We start from the raw sequence: 20,423 nt of genomic DNA, 5'->3' as shown, positions 1-20,423 counted from the left end.
GGGAGGAAAATCGCCGTCCCACGCGTTGGAGTGTTCCATGGCTATCGAACTGGGCAAGCTCGGGATCTGGCGGTACCACGCTAACGTCGACGCGGAGTTCGCGGCGGAGGCGGAGAAGCTCGGCTACGGGGCGATCTGGCTGGGCGGCTCGCCCGGCGCGGCCGACCTCGCGTCCGTGGACGACCTGCTCGCGGCGACGGACCGGCTGGTCATCGCGACCGGCATCGTGAACATCTGGCAGGACGAACCGGCGTCGATCGCGAAGGTGTACGAGCGGATCGCGGGCAAGTACCCGGACCGCTTCCTGCTCGGCGTCGGCGCGGGCCACCGCGAAGCGACGAAGGAGTACAAGAAGCCGTACGCGGCGCTGGTCGACTACCTGGACGGCCTGGACAAGGCGGGTGTCCCCGTCGCCGGTCGCGCGCTGGCGGCGCTGGGGCCGAAGGTGGTGGCGTTGTCGGGCGAGCGCACGGCCGGCGCGCACCCGTACCTGACGACGCCGGAGCACACCCGCGACACCCGGGAGATCCTGGGCGCGGGCCCGCTGCTGGCCCCGGAGCACAAGGTGGTCCTGGGTACCGACGCCGCCGAGGCGCGGGCGATCGGGCGGAACACCGTGAAGTACTACCTGGGGCTGTCGAACTACGTCGCCAACCTGCGCAAACTCGGGTTCACCGACGCAGATCTGGCCGGCGAGGGCAGCGACCGCCTGGTCGACGCGCTGGCCCTGCACGGCGACGCCGCGACGATCGCCCGCGGCCTGTCGGCCCACCTGGAGGCGGGCGCGGACCAGGTGGTCGTCCAGGTGCTGAACGAAGACCCGTGGCCCGGCTACCGGGCGCTGGCTGCCGAACTGCTGTGATCTCCGTCCGGCCGCCGGTGCGCCCGGCGGTCGGACGCACCCCCTTCTGAACCGATCCCACGTGCGGAAAAGTTTCTGCGCGGGGACCGGTGTGCGGCGGCGGTACACCTCGTACGATGCGGTCGGGACCCATCCCTGCCAAGGAGGAATACCGATGCCCATCGCGACCCCCGAGGTCTACGCGGAGATGCTGGACCGGGCGAAGGCGAACGAGTTCGCCTACCCCGCCATCAACGTGACCTCGTCCGAGACCGTGAACGCCGCCATCCGCGGGTTCGCCGAGGCGGAGAGCGACGGCATCATCCAGTTCTCCACCGGCGGCGCCGAATTCGCCTCCGGCCAGAAGGTCAAGGACATGGTCACCGGCGCGACCGCGCTGGCCGAGTTCGCCCAGGTCGTCGCCGCGCGCTACGACGTCAACGTCGCGCTGCACACCGACCACTGCCCCAAGGACAAGCTCGACGGCTTCGTCCGCCCGCTCATCGAGATCTCCGCCGAGCGCGTCAAGAACGGCCAGAACCCGCTCTTCCAGTCCCACATGTGGGACGGCTCCGCCATCGACCTCGACGAAAACCTCGAGATCGCCACCGAGCTGCTGGCCAAGACCGCGGCCGCGCACATCATCCTCGAGGTCGAGATCGGCGTCGTCGGCGGCGAAGAAGACGGCGTCGAAGCCGAAATCAACGAAAAGCTCTACACCGCCGAAGGCGACTTCCTCAAGACCATCGACGCCCTCGGCGCTGGGGAGAAGGGCCGCTACCTGCTCGCGGCGACCTTCGGCAACGTCCACGGCGTGTACAAGCCGGGCAACGTCAAGCTCCGCCCCGACGTGCTCAAGGGCGGCCAGGAAGCCGCGGCGAAGAAGCTCGGCCTCGACGCCGGGTCGAAGCCGTTCGAGCTGGTCTTCCACGGCGGCTCCGGCTCGCTGCCGGAGGAAATCCGCGAAGCGGTGTCCTACGGCGTGGTGAAGATGAACGTCGACACCGACACCCAGTACGCGTTCACCCGCCCGATCGTGGACCACTTCTTCAAGAACTACGACGGCGTCCTGAAGATCGACGGCGAGGTCGGCAACAAGAAGGTCTACGACCCGCGCTCGTACCTGAAGGCCGCGGAGGCCGGGATGGCCCAGCGCGTGGTCGAGGCTTGCCAGGCTCTCGGCTCGGCGGGCACGAAGCTCAAGTAGCCACGCGCGGAGGGGCGGCACTTTCACAGGGAAAGTGCCGCCCCTTCGTCGTGTTCAGACCTCGACGACTTCCAGCAGGCTCTCGAGACCGCGGAAGTCCTTCGCGTTGCGGGTGTACAGCGGCAGGCCGTTGACGGACGCGATCGCGGCGATCATCAGATCCGGCCGGCGTGGTCGTGGTGACCGGCCCGCGGCGGTGGTCAGCGCGACCAGCGTGCCGTACCGCACGGCGGCCTCACCGTCGAACGGCAGCGGGGTGAATTCGGCGATGGCCGCGCCCAGTTGCTCGTTCCGGATGGCCTTCGTGGCCGGATCCGCGGTCATGACGACGCCCTGGTGGAGTTCGGCCATGGTCACGGCGGTGATCTCCGGGAATTCCGGGAGCGTTGCCGGGTCCAAGCTGCCGAGCTCGAGGTAGGTGCAGGTGTCGAGCACGCCGGTGGCGTGCCGGTCAGCCACGAGCGCGCTCCCGCGGGTTGTCGTCGTCGCTGATGCGATCGTCGCCGAAGGACCCGTCGGCATCGCGCCGCAGTTCGGCCGCGTCGACCCGGGGCAGTCGCTTGTGCCGCTCGACCAGCTCTGCCGCGGTGAACCGCTGCCGACGGGACAACGGCCGCAGTTCGGCGATCTCCACGCCGTTCCGGGTGACGTGGTACGTCTCGCCGGCTTCGACAGCGTCCATGATCGCCGCCGAGTTGTTCCGGAACTCGCGCTGGCTGATGACGTTCACCAGCCGAATGTAGCACCGTGTGCTACGCCGTTACCCGCTTCGCGGACCACCGCCGCGTCGCCGGGCCGGCCGCTGCCCAGAGGGCGAACACCCCCGCCAGGACCACCGCCGCCGTCCAGTACGCGACCGGTGGGGCCGACTCCGTGTGCGCGTCGCCCAGTACCCACGGGCGGAACTGGGACTGCAGCCACAGCGCGCCGTAGCCGAACGCCGTCACCAGCAGGGCTCCCGCGCCGGCGCGCAGGACGCCCGAACCCATCGCGAACGCCAGGTCCACCGCGAGGCCCACGAACAGCAGGTAGAACGGCACCGTCGACACCGGGAACCCCAGGCCCAGCAGCAGCGGCCACATCACCGACCGGTAGGCCACGTACGCGAGCGCGACCGAGGTTGCCGCCCAGCGGAAGGCCAGCGTCTTGCGCGCCAAGACCAAGATCAACGCCATCGCGCCGATGCCCCACAGCGGGTACACCCACTCCGGGATCGGCATCGTGAAGTGCAGCACCGCCGTGCGGTCGACCGGGTGGCCGATCTGGTTGGCCGCGAAGTCCAGCAGGGACTTCTCGGCCTCCGGCTCGCCGCGCTCCCACGCGCGCAGCCCCAGGATCCCGTACTCCTGCTGGCCGTTCGGGAAGAACGTGTTCTCCAGGAAGAACGCCCACAGCCCGAGCAGGACGCCGGTGCGGAAGCGGCCGGGCGGCGCGTACTTCAGCCAGCCCAGCAGCACGCCCGCCTGCATGATGCCCGTGCCGAGGTACAGCATCATGTGTGACGGACTCCACGCCGTCAGGTCCAGGCCGTTGACGCGGTGGTTGATGACGTCCAGCGGCGCCGCCACCAGGAACACCAGCAGGCCGATCTGCATCAAGCGCAGGGAGCGGCGGTCGGCGCCCAGGCCCGTGTAGCTGTGGATCGCCACCAGCACCACGATGATCACCGTGCCGACGGTGTTGATCAGGTGCGGCGGCGCCAGGTCGTCGCGCAGCCACATGAAGTGCCACGACATGTCCCACGACGAGCCGACCAGCTTGAACGCGAACGCCGCCAGCCACATCCCGTAGCAGAACCGGAGCACCCAGTCCGGCGTCGGCTGCCCGGGTGCGCCGCGGTGCCAGTGCCGCGTGAAGAACAGCCGCGTCTTGCCGATAGGGCTGCGCGGGATCACGTCCACCGGGACGTCGACTGCCTTGGCCATGCCCGACATCATGGCCGGTCATGGTCACGAGCGGGCTAAGACCGTCGAAAACCGGGGTTCACCCCTACGGGTGGCGAACTTGCTTCCACCCGGCGCGGGTTGGCATGGTGTGCCGCCATGATGCCGAAACGAGTTGTGGCCGCCGTCCTGATCGGCGCCTTGGTGCTGGCCGGTGGCGGGGTGCTCGGGGCCCTGTTGTTCTGAGGGCAGAATGGGCGGCATGACCCACAACCTGCTCGGCCCCGAGCCGACGCTGCTGCCCGAGCACACCGCCGCCCAGGCCGCGCTCGACGCCGGGAGCGACCCGGCCACCGTCGCGGCCGAACACCCCTACTACAGCGAGGCGTGGGCGTCGCTGGCCGAGAAGGCCTTCGACGCGGGTGAGACCGTCGCCGCCTACGCGTACGCCCGCACCGGCTACCACCGCGGTCTCGACCAGCTGCGCCGCGCGGGCTGGAAGGGCTTCGGCCCGGTGCCGTGGGCGCACCGCCCCAACCAGGGCTTCCTGCGCGCCCTTGCCGTCCTGGGCAAGGCCGCCGGCAAGATCGGCGAGACCGAGGAGTACGACCGCTGCCGGACGTTCCTCGCCGACTCCGACCCCGCCGCCGCGGAAGCCACCGGCCTGAAGTAACGCCACGAGGGGCACCTCCACGGACTCGAAAGCCATGAGGGTGCCCCTCGTGATCAGAACAGGCCGCAGTTGGAGAGGGCCGGGAGACCGGCGAAGCGGCCTTCGAGCCACGCGAACGCCTCCGGGAACGCGCGCACCGCGGTGAGCACGTGCGTCGGCACCAGCGACGTGCTGAACTGCACCTTCACGCCCTTGCCGCACCACGTCCGGCCCAGGTCGCGGTCCTGCGCGTAGGGCACGATGTCGTCGAGGGCGCTGTGGACGATCAGCACCGGCACCGACGGCTTGAGCGTCCCGATCTTCTGCTCCGCCACCCTGGACGCGTACGGCTCCTCGCCGAGGTACGCGGTCAGCGAGCGGCCGTCGTTCGTCAGCGTCGACGACTGCGTGAACGCGTGCGCGGCGATCGCCTCCACCGTGCACTCGGTCCGGACCTGCTCGAACAGCTGCTTCCCGCGCGCGTTGAGCAGGGCCGGGACGTTCAGCTCCGGGTACGCGTAGTTCATGCTCACCAGCGCGAAGCCGAGGAAGCCGACCGCGTAGTGGCCGTCGAGGTTCTTCGCCACCGAAGCCAGGTCCGCCGGCACCGCCCCGGCGTACGCGCCCTTCAGCTTCAGCTCGGGGGCGTAGCTCGGCTGGAGCTCCGCCGCCGCGGCCGACGCGCCGCCGCCCTGGGAGTAGCCCGCGATCGCGACCGGGCCGTCGTCCGGCAGCCCCGCTTCCGGCAGCCGCTGCGCCGCGCGGACCGCGTCGAGCACCGCGTGCCCCTCCGCGGCGCGGTTGACGTACGTGTGGTCGCCCGGCGTGCCGAGCCCTTCGTAGTCGGTGACGACGACGCCGTAGCCCCGCGTCAGGAGCCCGGCGATGAAGGGGCCTTCGTACTCGAAGCCGGCGGCAAGCGCTTTCGACGGCGCGCAGTCGTCGCCCTCGCCCTGCGTGCCGACGGCGTAGGAGACGATCGGGCGCACGCCGGCGCCGTGCCACGCGGACCGCGGCGTCAGCACCGTGCCGGTGACGGCGATCGGCGAGCCGTGCGTGTCGGTGCTGCGGTACATGATCCGCTGCACGGCCGCATCGGCCTTGAGCAGCTTGATCGGGTCGATGTAGAACGTCGACGCTTCGTGCCGGATGACGTCGCCGTTGCGGCCGGCGGGCAGCGGTGACGGCGGGTCGTAGAAGGACGTGGCGGAGGCCTGCGGCGGGCCGAGCGTCGTCAACGCCAGCACCGAAACCGTGGCGACGGCCGCGGCGAGGGCGCGACGGGGGAAGATACGCATGCTTGCTCCTCGTTGAGCAGACGAGTGCGCGGGGAACACCTTTTCAGACAGAGGTGTCGAAAAAAGAATCACGTGAGGTGGACCACCATGTCAAGCCCCGCTCCGCGCGGGCGGCCGCGCAAGCTCCCGGTCGGGGAGCAGCGCGCCCGCGTGCTGACCGCGACGGCGAGGGTCGTCGCGCAGCACGGGATGCAGGGCGCGACGATCGAGCAGATCGCGCGCGAAGCCGGCGTCTCCCGGCAGGCCGTCTACGAGCAGTTCGGCGACCGGGCGACGCTGTTCGCCGAGGTCGTGGCGGCCACCGAGGAAAGCGCCTTCGCCGCCATCGCGGGCCCTTCGGTGGCCGACGAGCAGCCCGGCCTGCGGGCCTGGGCGCGGGCCAACTACGCGAACATGGTCACCTTCGTCGCCGATCACCCCGAGGGGTACGGCGTGCTCCGCGCGGCCGAGCGCGCGGGCGACCCCGCTCTCACCCGGTTGAGGGAGCGGCTGGCCGTCGTCTACGCCGAAGCCAGCCGCAAGCGGTGGGCCGCGCACGGCATCGACTCCGGCCGCGCGGACCGCGCGCTCGTGACGCTCTTCTTCGCGATGACCGAGTCACTGGTCCAGGCCACCTGGGACGGCGAGCCGCCGGACCAGGAGGCCTTGATCGACTTGCTGACCGAATTCACCGTCGGCGGCGTCGCCCGCCTCCAGACCAAGGCGAGCGACGTCATCGACCGGCTGCGCTGACCCGGAGCGCAGCTAAGCGACGGCCATCTCCGGGAGCGCGACCGAGCCGACCACCCGGTTCCGCCCGCCGTGCTTGGCCGCGTAGACGGCCGCGTCGGCGGACGACATCACTTCCTCGATCGACGACCCGTCGAGCGGGTACGCGGCGACGCCGATGGACGCCGTCTGGCGTTCGATGTCGACCGCCGCGCCTTCGTTGGTCTTCGTGCTGATCACCAGCTCGCTGACCCGTTGCCGGATCCGCTCGGCGGTGACGATCGCGTCCTCTTTGGACGTCGCGGGCAGCAGCGCGACGAACTCCTCGCCGCCGAACCGCCCGACCAGGTCGTGCGCCCTGGTCTCCTGCTTGACCACGGCGGCGACCGCCTTGAGCACGTCGTCCCCCGCGAGGTGCCCGTAGGTGTCGTTGATCCGCTTGAAGTGGTCGAGGTCGATCATCATGGCGCCGAAGCTGCCGTTTTCCCGCTGAGCGCGCGAAATCTCGCGCTGCGCGCCGTCCTGCCAGGTGGTGGCGTTGAGCAGCTGCGTCTTCTGGTCGGTCGTGGCGAGCTCCTCGAGCCGCTTGATCAGCACGGACCGCTGCAGCACGTAGAGCGGCAGGATCACCAGCACCGACAGCAGCGGCTCGGTGGTCAAGACCATCACGAGCAGGCCGCCGACGCACAGGGTGGCCAGCTCCAGCAGGTTGTCGTCCATGTTGCCCAGGCAGCCTTCGACAGTCGCCTTCTCCGGTGCGGCCAGGTACAGGCCGAGCCCGGTGAGCGCGGTGTTCGTGGCGAAGAAGGCGGTGGCGGCGAGCGCCACGGCGGTCATCCCGTGCCCGTGCAGCGCGTCCGCGACGAAGTTGGCGGCGAACCCGGAGAGGATCATCGTGGTCGCGTTGGCCGCGACGCGGTGGAACTCACCCGGCCGGAACCCCGACCAGCTGCGGAACGCGAGGTAGACGTACAGCACCGTGCCCAGGACGGCCACCAGCTGCGGCGGCACGAGCAGCCCGGCGGGCAGCAGCCAGACCGAAGTCATGTTGACGTGCGGGCCGTTGCTCAGGATCCGGCGCTGGCGCTCGATGCGCCTGCTGACCTCGGTCTGGGTCACCGCCAGTGCGGTGAGCAGCGCGAACGTCCCCAGGTTCGCGAGCGTGACCGGAATCGTGAGCGTGGCCGCGGTGGTCCAGGCCAGCATGACGGCGATCGCGGTGAGTGTGACGGCGACCCAGGCCCGTGGTCGTGACCACAGTGCCCAGTCGGCAACACCACGAACCGAGGCTTGTCCAGACCGTTCCCCCGATGTGACCATTTTTCCCCCAGCCCCTTGCGCAGGTGATCAGTGACAATCTACTCACGGACAGTTTCAGACCGTTTGCCAGCTGTCCACAAGGGCTTTCGGTGTGTACTTTTTGGTTGACACCGGAACGAGAGGTGGCCAGCGATGCGCGGCAAAGATCAGTGACCGCACAGCGCACCGCAAGGTCGCGCAGGTCGAGCCCACGCGCGGAGCATGTCAAGCATGTTCGGCGCGTGCGGCTTCTTTGTCGTGCCACCGCTCGGGTTCGGTCGATAACGATCGTGCCCACAGCGCCGCCAGCGGCAGGGTGAGCACCACTCCCACGATGCCGAAGATGCCGACCGTGCCGTGCGGGGTCAGCTGATCCGCGAGCACGCCGCCGATGAGCGGGCTGATGCCCATCATCGTGGTCAGCCCGGTGTTGGACAGCCCCATCACCTGCGCGCGCTGCTCGTCGGGCACGGCGAGGGTGAGCGACGCGGTCGCCTGCAGCAGGCAGACCGTGCCGAACCCGCCGGACACGATGAACAGGACGATCGAGGACACCGGGCCGGGGTTCAGGAAGCAGAACACCAGCGGGACCGCGCACAGCGCCGCCAGCGGGCCGATCAACCGCGGCCGCAGCCGCGCGGGCACCCAGCGCGTGTAGGCGAAGGTCGCGATGACGCTGCCGATCGGGTCGGCCGCGAGCAGCAGGCCGATCGCCTCGGGCCCGCCGCCCGCCGCCGAGACGTACGGCGCGGCGATGCCCTCGTAGACCGGCAGCAGCCCCATCAGCCAGGTGAACAGCACGAGTGTCCGAAGTGGTGCGCTGGCGAACGCCGTCCGGCCGCCGCCGCCCAGCGTCGCGAAGAACGACTTGCGCTGCTCCCCGCTCGCCGCGGCCGGCCGGGCGCGGACGCCGAAGCGGACGAAGGCGGCCGAGAGCAGGAACGTGGCGGCGTCGATGACGAGCGCGACGTGCGGGTCGAGGGCGATCAGCAGCGCGCCGCCGCCGGCGAACCCGAGCAGCTGGGCGCTCTGCACCGTCATGCTGCGGATGCCCATCCCGACGACGAACCGGTCGCCTTCGAGCACCTGCGGCAGCAGCGCCAGCTGGGAGGCCTTGAACGGCGGGTTGACCAGGGAGACCCCGCCGACCAGCACGCACATCAGCCAGAACGGCATGCCGGGCAGCGCGACGAGCAGGATCAGCGCGGCGCGCAGGAGGTCGACGAGCACCATCACGGTGCGGCGGGGGAAGCGGTCGGCGAAGCCGGTCAGGAAGATGCCGCCGAGCAGCGACGGGGCGTAGGTCAGGGCGTACGTCAGGCCGGTCAGGGTCGCGGAGTTGGTACCGGTGAAGACGAGGATCGACAGCGCGACTCTGGCCAGCTGGTCACCGGCGATCGACAGCAGTTCCCCGAACCACAGCGCCCGGAACTCGGCGATCCCGAACACCTCGCGGAACGTGACCCGATCCGGCGGTGCTGCCATGCGTTTTCTCCCGACCTCTTGTGCAGACCGAGTCAGTCCCATGACCGCCGGTGACGAGACGACCAGTCGGTCATGGGGCAGTCACGGTACGTGAGTTACCCCAGCCAGTGTCCCGTGACTGTTGGTAAATCTCTAGGTTCTTTCGCTGGTATCCAAGGTGTCACGGAGCTTTCCCGAACGGATCAGACGATAGCCCGCAGTGTCTGACCGGTGGCCCAGGAGTCACCAATGGATCATTCCGTACCCGATGGCCGGAGGACCAGAGGCAAAAGTAGCCACCTCGCGTTCGCGAGGTGGCTACCTGGGGTCGGACCGGTGGGGCGGCGCTCAGCCGTCGACGGTGAGGGCGTCCTCCCGCGGTGCGCGGGCGGCGATCGCGGCCCGGGCGGCGTCGCGTTTGGCGACCTCTTCGCGGACGATCGGGATCACGTACCGCCCGAAGTCGATCGTGTCGCCGAGCATGTCGTAACCGCGGGCGGACAGGATCTCCACGCCGAGGTCGTAGTAGTCGAGCAGCGCCTGCGCGACCGTCTCCGGGGTGCCGACCAGTGCGTTCGAGTTGCCCGCACCGCCGGTCGCGGCCGCCGTCGGCGTCCAGAGCGCGCGGTCGAAGCGCTCGCCGTTCGCCGCGATCTCCAGCAGCCGCTGGGAGCCGGTGTTCTCGGGCTCGGTGAGCTTGTGCCGCCGGGTCAGCGGCTGACCGCCCTTGGTGCGGTCCTTGATCGCGCCCACCGTCGCGTACGCCTTTTCCCAGGCCAGCTCCTCGGTCGGCGCGATGATCGGCCGGAACGCGACCTGGATCCGCGGCACGTCCGAGCGGCCGGCGGCCAGCGCCGCGGCCTTGACCGAGCTGATCTGCTCCGCGGTCTGGGCCAGCGGCTCGCCCCAGAGGCAGTAGATGTCCGCTTCGGCGCCCCCGGCGGCGTACGCGGCCGGCGACGACCCGCCGAACGACACGCCGGGCCGCGGCTGCTGGACCGGCTTGACGTCGCTGACGTAGTCCGCGAAGCGGTAGTACTGGCCCTCGAAGCCGAAGGGCTCGTCGGACGTCCAGGCCTTCTTGATGATCTGGATGGCCTCGCGGGTGCGCCCGTAGCGGTCGTCCTTGCCCAGGTAGTCGCCTTCGCGCTGCTGTTCGTGGTCGTTGCCGCCGGTGATGAAGTGGACCGTGAGGCGGCCGTCGGAGATCCGGTCGAGCGTGGCGAACGTCTTCGCGGCGAACGTCGGGTACGAGACGTTCGGGCGGTGAGCGAGCAGGATCTGCAGCTTGTCGAGCTTCGTGGCGACGTACGCGGCCACCTGCGCGGGGTCCGGCGAGCCGGAACCGTAGGCGAACAGCACCCGGTCCCAGCCGAAGTCCTCGTGCGCGCGGGCCAGGCGCAGCGTGTACTCCTTGTCGAACACCCCGCCCGTGCGGGCGTGCGTTTCGGACCCGTCGTGCGTGCCCCCGATGCCCAGGAACTCCACTGGCATGCCGTCCTCCAACCGTCGCTACTGCAACGGCTACGCCGGGCAGGCGGGGGCGGCAACGACGTCCGCAGGGTGGAACGCTCACCGGTGCCGCTCGATGACCTCGATCGACGCGCGGACCTGCGCGAAGGTGGGCGGCGCCGCCCGGTTGAACACGACGGTCAGGGACCGGCGCGGGATCACGACGAATTCGACGTCGACGCCGGCCGCCTCCGCGGCGGCCTCGACGACGTCCTGCCAGTGCTCGGGGTCGATCCCGGCCGGACCGGCCCATTCGTGGGCGAGGATCGCCCAGTTCCCCCCGAGGAGGGTGTCGACCACGTCCTGCGCGGTGTGGACGCGGTGTGGTGGACCTGTCTCAGCGGCCACGTCTTCGCCGGTGGGGCGGTGCGGCTGAGGCCCGGGCGCCTGGGTGGACGAGGGACAACTCGGCTCCTTCCGTCGGCGTGCCGCGGGCATTCGGAGCCGGTCCCGCGGGTGTTTGGTCGCGTCGCCCGAATGCCGAGGCGGGTGGGTTCCGCTCTGTGGGAAGGCCGTTTCCGGCGGCAACCCCGGCGTAGCTTCGGATTCGTGGCCGATCTCCCGCCGTTCACCCTTGCCGTCGTGGGCGCCGGACCCCGTGGGGTCGGCGTCCTCGAACGGCTCGGTGCCAACGCCGCGGAGCTGCTCGGCGGCCGGCGGCTCGAGGTGCACCTGATCGACCCCTTCCCGCCCGGCCCCGGCCGCGTGTGGCGCTACGACCAGTCACCGCTCCTGCGCATGAACTCCATGCCCGAGGACGTCACGATGTTCACCGACGAATCGGTGCAGATGACCGGCCCGGTCCGTCCGGGGCCGACGCTGCTCGACTGGGCCCGCAAGGTCCGCGACGGCGGCCTCGACGCCGAGGTCCCGCCCGACGTCGTCGCCGAGCTGACCGCGCTCGACCCCTTCGACTTCCCCACCCGGCGCCTGCAGAGCGCCTACCTGACCTGGGTCTACCGGACGGTCGTCGAGGACCTCCCGGACGGCGTCGACGTGGTCGAGCACGCCGCGCGGGCGGTCGGCGTCGACGGGTACACCGTCAGCCTGTCCGACGGGACGGCCGTGCGGGCGGACGCCGTGGTGTTCACCGTCGGGCACCTCGACGCGGAACCGGACGACCGCGAGCGCGAGCTGGTGTCATTCGCCGCGCGGCACGGGCTGGCCTACTACCCGGCCGGCTACACCGCCGACGTCGACTACTCCGCCATCGCCCCCGGCGAAACGGTGCTGGTGCGGGGGTTCGGGCTGGCGTTCGTCGACCTGATGCTGCTGCTCACCGAGGGGCGCGGCGGCCGCTTCGAGGAGCTGGCCTGCGGCGGACTGCGCTACCACCCGAGCGGCGCCGAACCGATCCTGCACGTCGGCTCGCGGCGCGGTGTCCCGTACCACGCGAAGATCGGCTACCGGCCGCGCGGGAAACCGGCGCGGCTGCCCAGGTTCTTCGACGCCTACGCCATCGACGCGCTGGCCGGCGCACCCGGCGCGCTGGACTTCCGCGCCGACGTCTGGCCGCTGATCGCGAAGGAACTGGCCTGGGGCTACTACAGCGAGCTGTTCACCGGCCACCCGGACCGGGTGCGCCTGGACTTCGCGGTGTTCGCGGACGCTTTCGCCGACCTGGACTGGGATTCGCCGGGCATGCGCGACCTCGTCGCGCGGGCGGTGCCCGCCGAAGCGGACCGGCTCGACCTCGACCGCATCGACCGCCCGATGGCGGGGCGCGTGTTCGGCACGCCGGAGGAGTTCGGCAAGGAGCTGCGCGAATACGTCGAAGGCGACCTGGCGCGCCGCGCCGACCAGGAGTTCAGCGCCGACCTGGGTGCGTTCACGGCGTTGCTTTCGGTGTACAGCCAGCTGCCCGCGTTGGTCCAAAAAGGACGGCTGGGTGCGGCCTCCCAGGTGTCCGATATGGACGGCTGGTTCCACGGCTTCTTCTCCTACTACGCGAGCGGTCCGCCGCCGCGCCGGCTGGAGGAGCTGCTGGCGCTGCACGACGCGGGGATCGTTTCCTTCGCGGGCGCGGACCTGGAGGTGACGGCGGAGCGCGGCGCCTTCGTCGCGGCCAGCGCCAGTTTCCCGGGGACCGTCGAGGCCCGGACGCTCGTCGAAGCGCGGCTGCCCGGCCCGAGCGTGACCCGGGCGGCCGACGGCCTGCTGCGGCAGCTGCGCGACGCGGGCGAGCTGGCCGAGGAAACGGTGGCGGACCCGGTCACCGGCGCGCACCTGCCGTCGGGCCGCATCCACACGCGCGTCTCGGATTCCCGCCTGCTCGACGGCACCGGCCGGCCCCACCCGCACCGCTTCGCCGTGGGACCGCACACGAGCGCCCGCTCGGCGGCGGCGTTCACGCGGCCGCGGACGAACGCCTTGTCCTTCCGCCAGAACGACTCCGTCGCGCGCGAGATCCTGGCGCTGGTCAACCCGCCCAGCTGACGAGCTCGCCGAGCACCTGTTCCGGCGAAGGCATTTCCGCGATCTCGGCCGCGACGCCCCGCGCGACCTCGCGCGGCTTCGGGTCGTCGAGCAGGGTCCGGACCGCGGCTTCGACGGCGGGGATCCGGATCGCGGCGCCGACCAGCGACTTCGCCGCGCCGAGCGTTTCGAGGGTTTCGGCGTTGGCGAACTGGTCGGCGCCCTGGGGCAGCACCAGCTGCGGCAGGCCGGCGGCGAGCGAGGCGAGCACCGTGCCGGTGCCGCCGTGGTGGACGACCAGGCCGGCGTGCGCGAGGACCCGGGCCTGCGGCACGAACCCGGTGGCCCGCACCCGGTCCGGCAGCGGACCCAGCGCGGCCGGGTCGCCGGGACCGAGCGCCACCAGCACGTCAATGTCCAGACGCGACAGCGCGGCGATCGCGCCGCGCAGCACGTCCGTCGCGCCGAAGACGACCGTGCCCAGCGTGAGGTAGGCGAAGCCGTCGGCCGGGAGCGGCGGCAGCGGGACGTCCGGGTCGTACGGCGTCGGGCGCATCCGGAACACCTTCGGCACGCCCGCGGTGCCCGGGTCGCGAAGCCGGTCGGGCCAGACGTCGACGCAGGCGTCGCCGAGCAGCGCGTCCGCGGGCAGCGTCCCCCAGAGCGGCCGCAGCCGATCGGCGGCGACGGCCAGCACCGCGGGCGGCATGGACCGCCCGATCACGACCGAGACGGCGGGAACACCCGCCCGGCGTGCGGCGATCGCGGCGCCGACGTCGCTCATCTCGTAGACCACCAGGTCCGGGCGCAGTCGCGGGAGCAGCGGCGTCAGGTCGTCGAGCAGCGAATTGGGGAGCAGTTCGGCGAACATCGTGATGCCGAGGTCGAGGAACCCCGCGTCCTCGCCGTGCCGCCGCTTGGCCTCGGCCTCCGCCGCACCGATCGAGATCCCGGCGCGGTGGACCGCGAAGCCGAGGTCGCGCACCTTGGGCACGAACGCCTCGCCGGTGCCGAAGACGACTTCGTGCCCGGCTTCCGCGGCCGCGTTCGCCAAGGGCAGCAAGGGGAAGAGGTGGCCGTACGCCGGGCGGCACGTGAAGAGGATCCGCACCGCCCGAGCGTACCGCTCAGCCCTTGACCACCGGAGCGATTTGCTGCACCCACTGCTGCGGCGCCGACGTGCCGCCGGGCAGGGAGTTGAAGTACTCCCAGCCGTCGACCCCGCCGAAGTCCGGGTACTTGCCGATCAGGCTCCGCACGGTGGACTGGAGCGTCGACATGGCGACGTAACCGCTGCAGTTGGCCGGGTTGGTCACGGTCCCGGCGACGACCTTGCTCGCCGGCACGACGCCGCGGCGGACGATGTTGTCGTAGCCCGAGGTGCTGCTCAGCGAGCCCCAGCCGCAGTAGAACTGCGCGTTGAACCACGAGATCTGCGCGCCGCGCTCGCGGTAGAGGGTGTCGTAGTTCAGCCCGGAGAGCCCGCCCCCGCCGCTGAGCTCGGTCGCGACCGGCGCGAGCGTGACGAGGAACGAGCTGCCGAAGTCGGCCCGCAGCGCGTCGATGACCTTGTTCAGCGCGGCGTTGGACATGTGCTCTTCGACGTCGAGGTCGATGCCGGAGAGCGAGTACGTCCGGATCAGGTTGCGCAGCAGGGGGTAGTAGGTGTCGAACTGCGTTTCGAGCCGCTGGAAGCTGCCCGCGGCGGCGCCGCCGACGAACGCGAGCACGTGCACACCGCTGTTCTTGAGGGTGGCGAGGTCCTGCCACATCCTGGTGAACTTCGCGGCGTTCGGCGGATCGTCGTTGAGGTGCACGACGCTGCCGGCGTCGAGGTGGATGGCGCCCACGATGACATCGGTGACACCGGTGCCCTGGAGGGTGAGCGGCGAGACGTAGGTCGAGCCGTTGTAGATGGTCTGGTAGTAGACGACAACCCTGCGCCCGGCGGCGGCCGAAGCCGGCACCGCACCCGAAATCATCAGCACCAAGGCCACGAAGGCCACACCGATCCTCCGCATGGTCCAGACCATACGTCGCGGTGGGTGGTTGGGGAAACACACACCGTCGATCCTGTCCGGTTCTTGTCTCAGCCCACCTCCTGCACCGAACGCCCGGGGATCGCGTCGAGCAGCTCCTTCGTGTACTCCGCCCGCGGGTCCGTCAGCACCTGCGAAGCCGGGCCCAGCTCCACCAAGACGCCGTCCCGCATGACGCCCACCTGGTCCGCCAGCTGCCGGACCACCGCGAGGTCGTGCGAGATGAACAGGTACGACAGCCCGAGTTCCGACTGCAGGTCCGCCAGCAGCTTCAGGATCTGGGCCTGTACCGAGACGTCGAGCGCCGACACCGGTTCGTCGCACACCACCAGGTCCGGTCGCAGCGCCAGGGCCCGCGCGATCGCCACCCGCTGGCGTTGGCCGCCGGACAGTTCCGACGGCTTTCGGCGCGCGACCGACGACGGCAGCGCCACCTGTTCCAGCAGCTCCGGGACCCGGGTGCGCGGGAGCCCGAACGCCCGCAACGGCTCCGCGACGACGTCCTCGATCGAAAACTTCGGGTTCAGCGACGCGTACGGGTTCTGGTACACGACCTGCATCCGCCGCCGCAGCCGGCGCAGCTCGGGGCCCGCGAGCGCGGTGATGTCCCGGCCGTCGAAGGAAACCGAGCCCGCGGACGGGGTCTCCAGCCGGAGCACCATGCGCGCCGTCGTCGACTTGCCGGAGCCGGACTCGCCGACCAGGGCCAGGGTCTGGCCGCGCGGGACGTCGAACGAAACGCCGTCGACCGCGCGGATGCCGCCGTCGAACGTCTTCGCGAGGTCGCGCACCGAGACCAGCGGCTCGGCGGGCGGGACGGGCGGGCGCGGGGTGCTCGACAGGCTCGGCGCCGCCGCGATCAGCTGCCGCGTGTACGGGTGCGCCGGCGCGCTGACGACCGACGAACCCTCTTCCACGACCGAACCCTGGGACAGCACCACGATCCGCGACGCGCGGTCGGCCGCGACGCCGAGGTCGTGCGTGATCAGCAGGATCGCCGTCCCGGCCTCGGCGGCCAGCGAAGTCAGGTGGTCGAGGATCCGGCGCTGCACCGTGACGTCCAGCGCCGACGTCGGCTCGTCCGCGATGATCAGCTTCGGCCGCCCGGCCAGCGCGGCCGCGATCAGCACGCGCTGCCGGAGCCCGCCCGACAGCTGGTGCGGGTACTGCCGGGCGCGCAACGACGGCCGGGGGACGCCTGCCCGTTCCAGCAGCTCGATGGCCTGCGCTGACGCCGATCGGCGGTCCGCGAGGCCGTGGATCTTCAGCACCTCCGCGACCTGGTCGCCGATGCGGTGCACGGGGTTCAGCGACACCGCCGGGTCCTGCGGCACCAGCGCGATCTCCCGGCCGCGCACCCCGCGCCACCGCTTGTCCGACAACGCCAGCAGGTCCCGGCCGTCGAACGTGATCGAGCCGCCGTCGACGCGGCCGCCGCGGGGCAGCAGGCCGATCGCCGCGTGCGCCGTGGTCGACTTGCCCGAGCCCGATTCGCCGACGACGGCGACGACTTCGCCCGCGTCGACGGTCAGGCCGACGTCGCGGACCGCCGGGACGCCCCGGTAGGACACCGCCAGGTCCGAAATCCGCAGCAGGGTCATCGTTCGCCTCCGTCCAGCGCGCGGGACAGCCGGTTCGCGGCGAGGACCACCGCTGCCACCGTCAGGCCCGGGAACGTCGTCATCCACCAGGCCGTGGCCAGGAAACTGCGGCCGCCCGCGACCAGCGAGCCCCACTCCGGGGTCGGCGGGGTCGCGCCGAAGCCCAGGAAGCTCAGCGCCGACACCTCGAGCACCGCGGTGCCCAGCGTCACCGTCGCCAGCGCGAGCACCGGGCCCGCCGCGTTCGGCAGGACGTGCCGCAGCAGCACGCCCGACCAGCGCACGCCGGAAGCCCGCGCGGCTTCGACGAACACGCCGTTGCGCACGCGGAGCACCTCCGCGCGCATCACCCGCGCGAAGGACGCGAGGTTCGCGATGCCGACGGCGATGGCGACGTTCGTCGTGCCGAAGCCCAGCGCCGTGACCAGCGCCAGCGACAGCAGGATCGGCGGGATGGCCAGGAAGACGTCGACCACCCGCATGATCACCGTGTCCGCCCAGCCGCCGCGGAACCCGGCCAGCAGGCCGAGCGCCGAGCCGGCCACCAGCGCGACGAGCACGGCGATCGCGGTGGCCCGCAACGAGAGCGACGCGCCGTGGATCACCCGCGCGTAGACGTCACGGCCGGTCTCGTCGGTGCCGAACAGGTGGTGCACCGACGGCCCCTGCAGGCGTTCGGCCGGGACGCCGGCGATCGGGTCGTAGCCGGTCAGCAGCCCCGGCACGAAGGCCGCGAGCAGCACGAACGCCAACACCGCCACCGCGAGCACGAGCCCGGCCGGAAGCCGCACTTTCACGTGAAAGTGCGGCTCGGGGGTCTTGGCGAGGTCAACCACGGGCCACCTCCGGCGTCCGGGCGATGCGCGGGTCGAGCAGCGGGTAGAGCAGGTCGACGATCAGGTTGAGCACCACGAACACCAGCGCGGCCAGCACGATCACCGCCTGCACCACCGGGACGTCCTGCGCGGTGACGGCGGAGGCGGTGATCCGGCCGACGCCGTCGCGCGAGAACACCGTCTCGGTGATCACCGAACCCGCGACGAGGTTGCCCGCGACGACCCCGGCGACGGTCAGCGTCGGCACGGCCGCGTTGCGCAGCAGGTGTCCGAAGTGGACGCGCCAGCGGCTGGCACCCTTGGCCGCCGCGATCTCCGCGTACGGCTCTTCCTGCTGCGTCGCCAGGCTCTTGGCCAGCACCTGGCCGATGATCGCGCCGGTCGGCAGGGCCAGCGTGAGCGCGGGCAGGATGATCGTCTCGAAGCCCTGGGTGCCGAGCGCGGGCAGCAGCCGCAGGCGGAACGAGAAGAACTGGATCAGCAGCAGCCCGACCCAGAACGGCGGCAGCGAGATCGCCAGCGACGGCAGGGACAGCAGCGCCTGCCGCAGCCAGCGGAACCGCGTGAACGTGCCGAGGAACGCCGAGCCGCCGCCGAACAGCACCGCGAACACGAGCGCCAGCCCGGTCACCGCGAGCGTCGGCGGCAGCGCGGTGACGACCATGTGCGTCGCGTCGTCGCCGGTCGCCACGCTGCGCCCGAAGTCGCCGTGCAGCGCCGAGACCAGCCGTTTCAGGTACTGGACCGGCAGCGGCGAGTCGAGGCCGTACTCGGTGCGGGCCGCGGCGACCTGCTCCGGCGTCATCGACGCGCCGGCCTCCCCGCCGGCGAGCTTCGCCGAAACGGCGTCGCCCGGCAGCAGGTAGAGGATCAGGAACGACAGCGTGAACGCCGCCCACAGCACGAACACCGCCTGCCCGACGCGGCGGAGCAGGTAGCGCCTCACGAGAGCCACGCGTCGAAGAGCTGCAGCCGTGACGACGCTTCGAAGTCGACGGCGTGTGCCTTCGAGCTCAGCGCGACCACCTGGGTCAGCTCGAACACCGGGACCGCGTAGGCGTGCTCGATGATCAGCTTCTGGGCTTCCTCGGCGGACGGCTTGCGCTTCGCGGTGTCCACTGTGGACGACTGGGCGTCGAGGGCGGCGTCGAGCGGGTTGCCGGGTGCGAGCCGGCTGCGGTTGCCCGCCTTCGTCGAGAACTGGCCGCGCAGGATGTCCGGGTCGGCGCGGGTGACGTTGTACCAGAGGAAGTCGTAGTTCCCGGCCAGCTGGATCTGCGTGGTCTCGGCGTTGGTGTGCTGCTCGATCTTCAGGTCGAAGCCGATCTTGCGCAGCTGCTGCTGGATCAGCTCCAGCGCGCTGCGGTTCTGGTTGAACACCGGCGAGAACACGACGGCCGCGCTCAGCCGCTGCCCGTTCTTCGCGCGGATCCCGTCTGCGCCGGGCACCCAGCCGTCGCCGTCGAGGAGCGCCGTCGCGCCCTTCGGGTCGTAGGCGAGCTGGGCGGACAGGTCGCTGACCAGCGGCGTCGCCGAGCCGAGGATGCTCGTGGCGGCCTTGTAGTTCGGCGTCAGCACGGTGTTCACGACCTCGGTGCGGTCGACGCCCTTGAGCACGGCCTGGCGCACCTTCTCGTCGGTGAGCACCCCGCGGGTGGTGTTGGCGTGCAGGTTGAACACCACGCCCGGGTTCGGCCGGATGTTCTCGCTGAAGCCGCTGCCGGTGAACTGCGGCTCGTCGACCGGCTGCACGTCGGTGATCGCGTCGAGCTGGCCGGAAGCGAGGCTGCCGGTGCGGACGCCGGGTTCCGGCACGATCTTGTAGTCGATCTTGTCGAGGTAGGCCTCGCCCTGGTGCTTGAACAGCGACGAGCCCCAGGCGTACCCCTTGCGCTTGGCCAGGACGATCTCCTGGTTCTGCTTCAGGCTCTCGAAGACGAAGGGGCCGGACGCGATCAGGCCGTCGCCCTGGCAGCGCTGTTCCGGCGTCTTCTTGAACGCCGCCGGCGCCAGGACGGCGAGCGAAACCGTCGAACTGGCCTGCAGGAACTGGGCGCTGGGCGCGGAGAACTCGATCCGCGCGGTCCGCGGGTCGACGACGGTGGTGCCCCGGTACCCGGCGAGGTAGCCGTAGCCGAGGGGTGCCTTGGTGCCCAGCGCCTTCAGGCCGTCGAAGCTGGTTTTGACGGCGGCGGCGTCGACCGGGCTGCCGTCGGAGAAGGTCGCGCCGGCACGCAGGTGGAAGGTGAACGCCGTCGAATCCGCGGTGCTCTCCCACTTTTCGGCCAGCCACGGCTTGATCTCGCCGGTCTTCGGGTCCTGGTCGGTGAGGGAGTCCGCCAGCTGCCGGGACACGTTGATCGAGGCGTTCGTGGACGTCTGCTGCGGGTCGATGCAGTCGGGCGCGGACGAGATGCCGAGCCGCAGCGTGCCGCCGGCCTTCGGTGGACCGGAAGCGGCTTGTCCGGTGCCGGCGGCGGAGCACGCGGTCAGCAGCAGGGGCAGGGCGAGCAAGGCCGCGGCAGTGCGGGCGCGGGGGGATGGGGACACCGGACGGCCTCCAGCGGGAGTGGTTGCGTCTTCAACCGGCGACGCTAATCTCGCGCTGAAGGCCGTCCCAGCAGGCGAACCTCGGTCCCATTCCCTGGCACCGCGGGGATTCGCCCTT

General features: G+C 71.1%; 19 protein-coding genes. 5 read left to right on the top strand and 14 right to left on the bottom strand.

Annotation, left to right across the window (positions count from 1 at the left end):
• Positions 1-37: 37 nt before the first annotated feature.
• Together AB5J73_RS10770 and fbaA are read left to right on the top strand one after the other, a co-directional pair.
• Complete coding sequence (locus AB5J73_RS10770; protein WP_370969552.1) at positions 38-862, top strand: LLM class F420-dependent oxidoreductase; 825 nt, start codon at positions 38-40, stop codon at positions 860-862.
• Between the two features lie 154 nt (positions 863-1,016).
• On the top strand, positions 1,017-2,048 hold the full coding sequence (gene fbaA / locus AB5J73_RS10765) for a class II fructose-bisphosphate aldolase (protein ID WP_370969551.1): 1,032 nt from the start codon (positions 1,017-1,019) through the stop codon (positions 2,046-2,048).
• 54 nt (positions 2,049-2,102) lie between these two features.
• On the opposite strand, the gene AB5J73_RS10760 is transcribed toward fbaA, so the two are convergent.
• Genes AB5J73_RS10760 through AB5J73_RS10750 form a run of 3 tightly spaced genes read right to left on the bottom strand, consistent with a single transcriptional unit; the run spans position 2,103 to position 3,973 of the window.
• Positions 2,103-2,507 carry a type II toxin-antitoxin system VapC family toxin gene (locus tag AB5J73_RS10760; RefSeq protein WP_370969550.1) on the bottom strand — a complete coding sequence of 135 codons (405 nt, stop codon included), beginning with the start codon at positions 2,505-2,507 and terminating at the stop codon, positions 2,103-2,105.
• Positions 2,500-2,778: a type II toxin-antitoxin system Phd/YefM family antitoxin gene (locus AB5J73_RS10755; protein WP_370969549.1), complete on the bottom strand. Its 279-nt coding sequence runs from the start codon at positions 2,776-2,778 to the stop codon at positions 2,500-2,502. The genes AB5J73_RS10760 and AB5J73_RS10755 overlap by 8 nt, the downstream gene beginning before the upstream one ends.
• A gap of 22 nt (positions 2,779-2,800) precedes the next feature.
• Positions 2,801-3,973 (bottom strand): hypothetical protein, encoded by a 1,173-nt coding sequence (locus AB5J73_RS10750; RefSeq protein ID WP_370969548.1) that lies wholly within the window; start codon positions 3,971-3,973, stop codon positions 2,801-2,803.
• Between the two features lie 220 nt (positions 3,974-4,193).
• Here AB5J73_RS10750 and AB5J73_RS10745 point away from each other — a divergent pair, with 220 nt between their 5' ends.
• Positions 4,194-4,604, top strand: coding sequence for a DUF3151 domain-containing protein (locus tag AB5J73_RS10745; protein WP_370969547.1), 411 nt, complete (start codon positions 4,194-4,196; stop codon positions 4,602-4,604).
• A 53-nt stretch (positions 4,605-4,657) separates the two neighbouring features.
• On the opposite strand, the gene AB5J73_RS10740 is transcribed toward AB5J73_RS10745, so the two are convergent.
• On the bottom strand, positions 4,658-5,881 hold the full coding sequence (locus tag AB5J73_RS10740; protein ID WP_370969546.1) for a lipase family protein: 1,224 nt from the start codon (positions 5,879-5,881) through the stop codon (positions 4,658-4,660).
• Between the two features lie 87 nt (positions 5,882-5,968).
• Between AB5J73_RS10740 and AB5J73_RS10735 the strand changes: the two genes are divergently transcribed.
• Positions 5,969-6,613 (top strand): TetR/AcrR family transcriptional regulator, encoded by a 645-nt coding sequence (locus AB5J73_RS10735; protein WP_370969545.1) that lies wholly within the window; start codon positions 5,969-5,971, stop codon positions 6,611-6,613.
• A gap of 12 nt (positions 6,614-6,625) precedes the next feature.
• Here the strand turns inward: AB5J73_RS10735 and AB5J73_RS10730 are convergent, their stop codons facing one another.
• The 4 genes from AB5J73_RS10730 to AB5J73_RS10715 form a co-directional block, all read right to left on the bottom strand.
• Positions 6,626-7,795 (bottom strand): GGDEF domain-containing protein, encoded by a 1,170-nt coding sequence (locus AB5J73_RS10730; RefSeq protein ID WP_370969544.1) that lies wholly within the window; start codon positions 7,793-7,795, stop codon positions 6,626-6,628.
• Positions 7,796-8,113: 318 nt separating this feature from the next.
• A complete protein-coding gene (locus tag AB5J73_RS10725) occupies positions 8,114-9,373 on the bottom strand; it encodes an MFS transporter (protein ID WP_370969543.1) in 1,260 nt (419 codons plus the stop codon).
• Between the two features lie 327 nt (positions 9,374-9,700).
• Positions 9,701-10,846, bottom strand: a complete 1,146-nt coding sequence (locus AB5J73_RS10720) for an LLM class flavin-dependent oxidoreductase (protein ID WP_370969542.1) — start codon at positions 10,844-10,846, stop codon at positions 9,701-9,703.
• A 78-nt stretch (positions 10,847-10,924) separates the two neighbouring features.
• Complete coding sequence (locus tag AB5J73_RS10715) at positions 10,925-11,164, bottom strand: hypothetical protein (protein WP_370969541.1); 240 nt, start codon at positions 11,162-11,164, stop codon at positions 10,925-10,927.
• Between the two features lie 249 nt (positions 11,165-11,413).
• Between AB5J73_RS10715 and AB5J73_RS10710 the strand changes: the two genes are divergently transcribed.
• Entirely contained in the window at positions 11,414-13,300 is a 1,887-nt protein-coding gene (locus AB5J73_RS10710) for an FAD/NAD(P)-binding protein (protein ID WP_370969540.1), read from the top strand.
• Here the strand turns inward: AB5J73_RS10710 and AB5J73_RS10705 are convergent.
• The 6 genes from AB5J73_RS10705 to AB5J73_RS10680 form a co-directional block, all read right to left on the bottom strand.
• Positions 13,284-14,390 (bottom strand): glycosyltransferase, encoded by a 1,107-nt coding sequence (locus AB5J73_RS10705; protein WP_370969539.1) that lies wholly within the window; start codon positions 14,388-14,390, stop codon positions 13,284-13,286. The two genes, AB5J73_RS10710 and AB5J73_RS10705, sit on opposite strands and share 17 nt — an antisense overlap.
• A 16-nt stretch (positions 14,391-14,406) precedes the next feature.
• Complete coding sequence (locus AB5J73_RS10700; protein WP_370969538.1) at positions 14,407-15,300, bottom strand: glycosyl hydrolase family 18 protein; 894 nt, start codon at positions 15,298-15,300, stop codon at positions 14,407-14,409.
• Positions 15,301-15,368: 68 nt separating this feature from the next.
• Positions 15,369-16,919 carry a dipeptide ABC transporter ATP-binding protein gene (locus AB5J73_RS10695; protein WP_370969537.1) on the bottom strand — a complete coding sequence of 517 codons (1,551 nt, stop codon included), beginning with the start codon at positions 16,917-16,919 and terminating at the stop codon, positions 15,369-15,371.
• The gene (locus AB5J73_RS10690; protein ID WP_370969536.1) at positions 16,916-17,755 is read right to left on the bottom strand and encodes an ABC transporter permease; all 840 of its coding nucleotides are present in this window, start codon (positions 17,753-17,755) and stop codon (positions 16,916-16,918) included. The genes AB5J73_RS10695 and AB5J73_RS10690 overlap by 4 nt, the downstream gene beginning before the upstream one ends.
• The gene (locus AB5J73_RS10685) at positions 17,748-18,701 is read right to left on the bottom strand and encodes an ABC transporter permease (RefSeq protein ID WP_370973061.1); all 954 of its coding nucleotides are present in this window, start codon (positions 18,699-18,701) and stop codon (positions 17,748-17,750) included. The genes AB5J73_RS10690 and AB5J73_RS10685 overlap by 8 nt, the downstream gene beginning before the upstream one ends.
• Positions 18,698-20,305 carry an ABC transporter substrate-binding protein gene (locus AB5J73_RS10680; RefSeq protein WP_370969535.1) on the bottom strand — a complete coding sequence of 536 codons (1,608 nt, stop codon included), beginning with the start codon at positions 20,303-20,305 and terminating at the stop codon, positions 18,698-18,700. The genes AB5J73_RS10685 and AB5J73_RS10680 overlap by 4 nt, the downstream gene beginning before the upstream one ends.
• Positions 20,306-20,423: the final 118 nt, after the last annotated feature.

It is taken from the genome of Amycolatopsis sp. cg9 (genome assembly GCF_041346945.1).
In the GTDB taxonomy this organism is placed as follows: domain Bacteria; phylum Actinomycetota; class Actinomycetes; order Mycobacteriales; family Pseudonocardiaceae; genus Amycolatopsis.
Note: the sequence above shows the minus strand (reverse complement) of the source record. Positions and strands in the feature narration are given on the sequence as shown.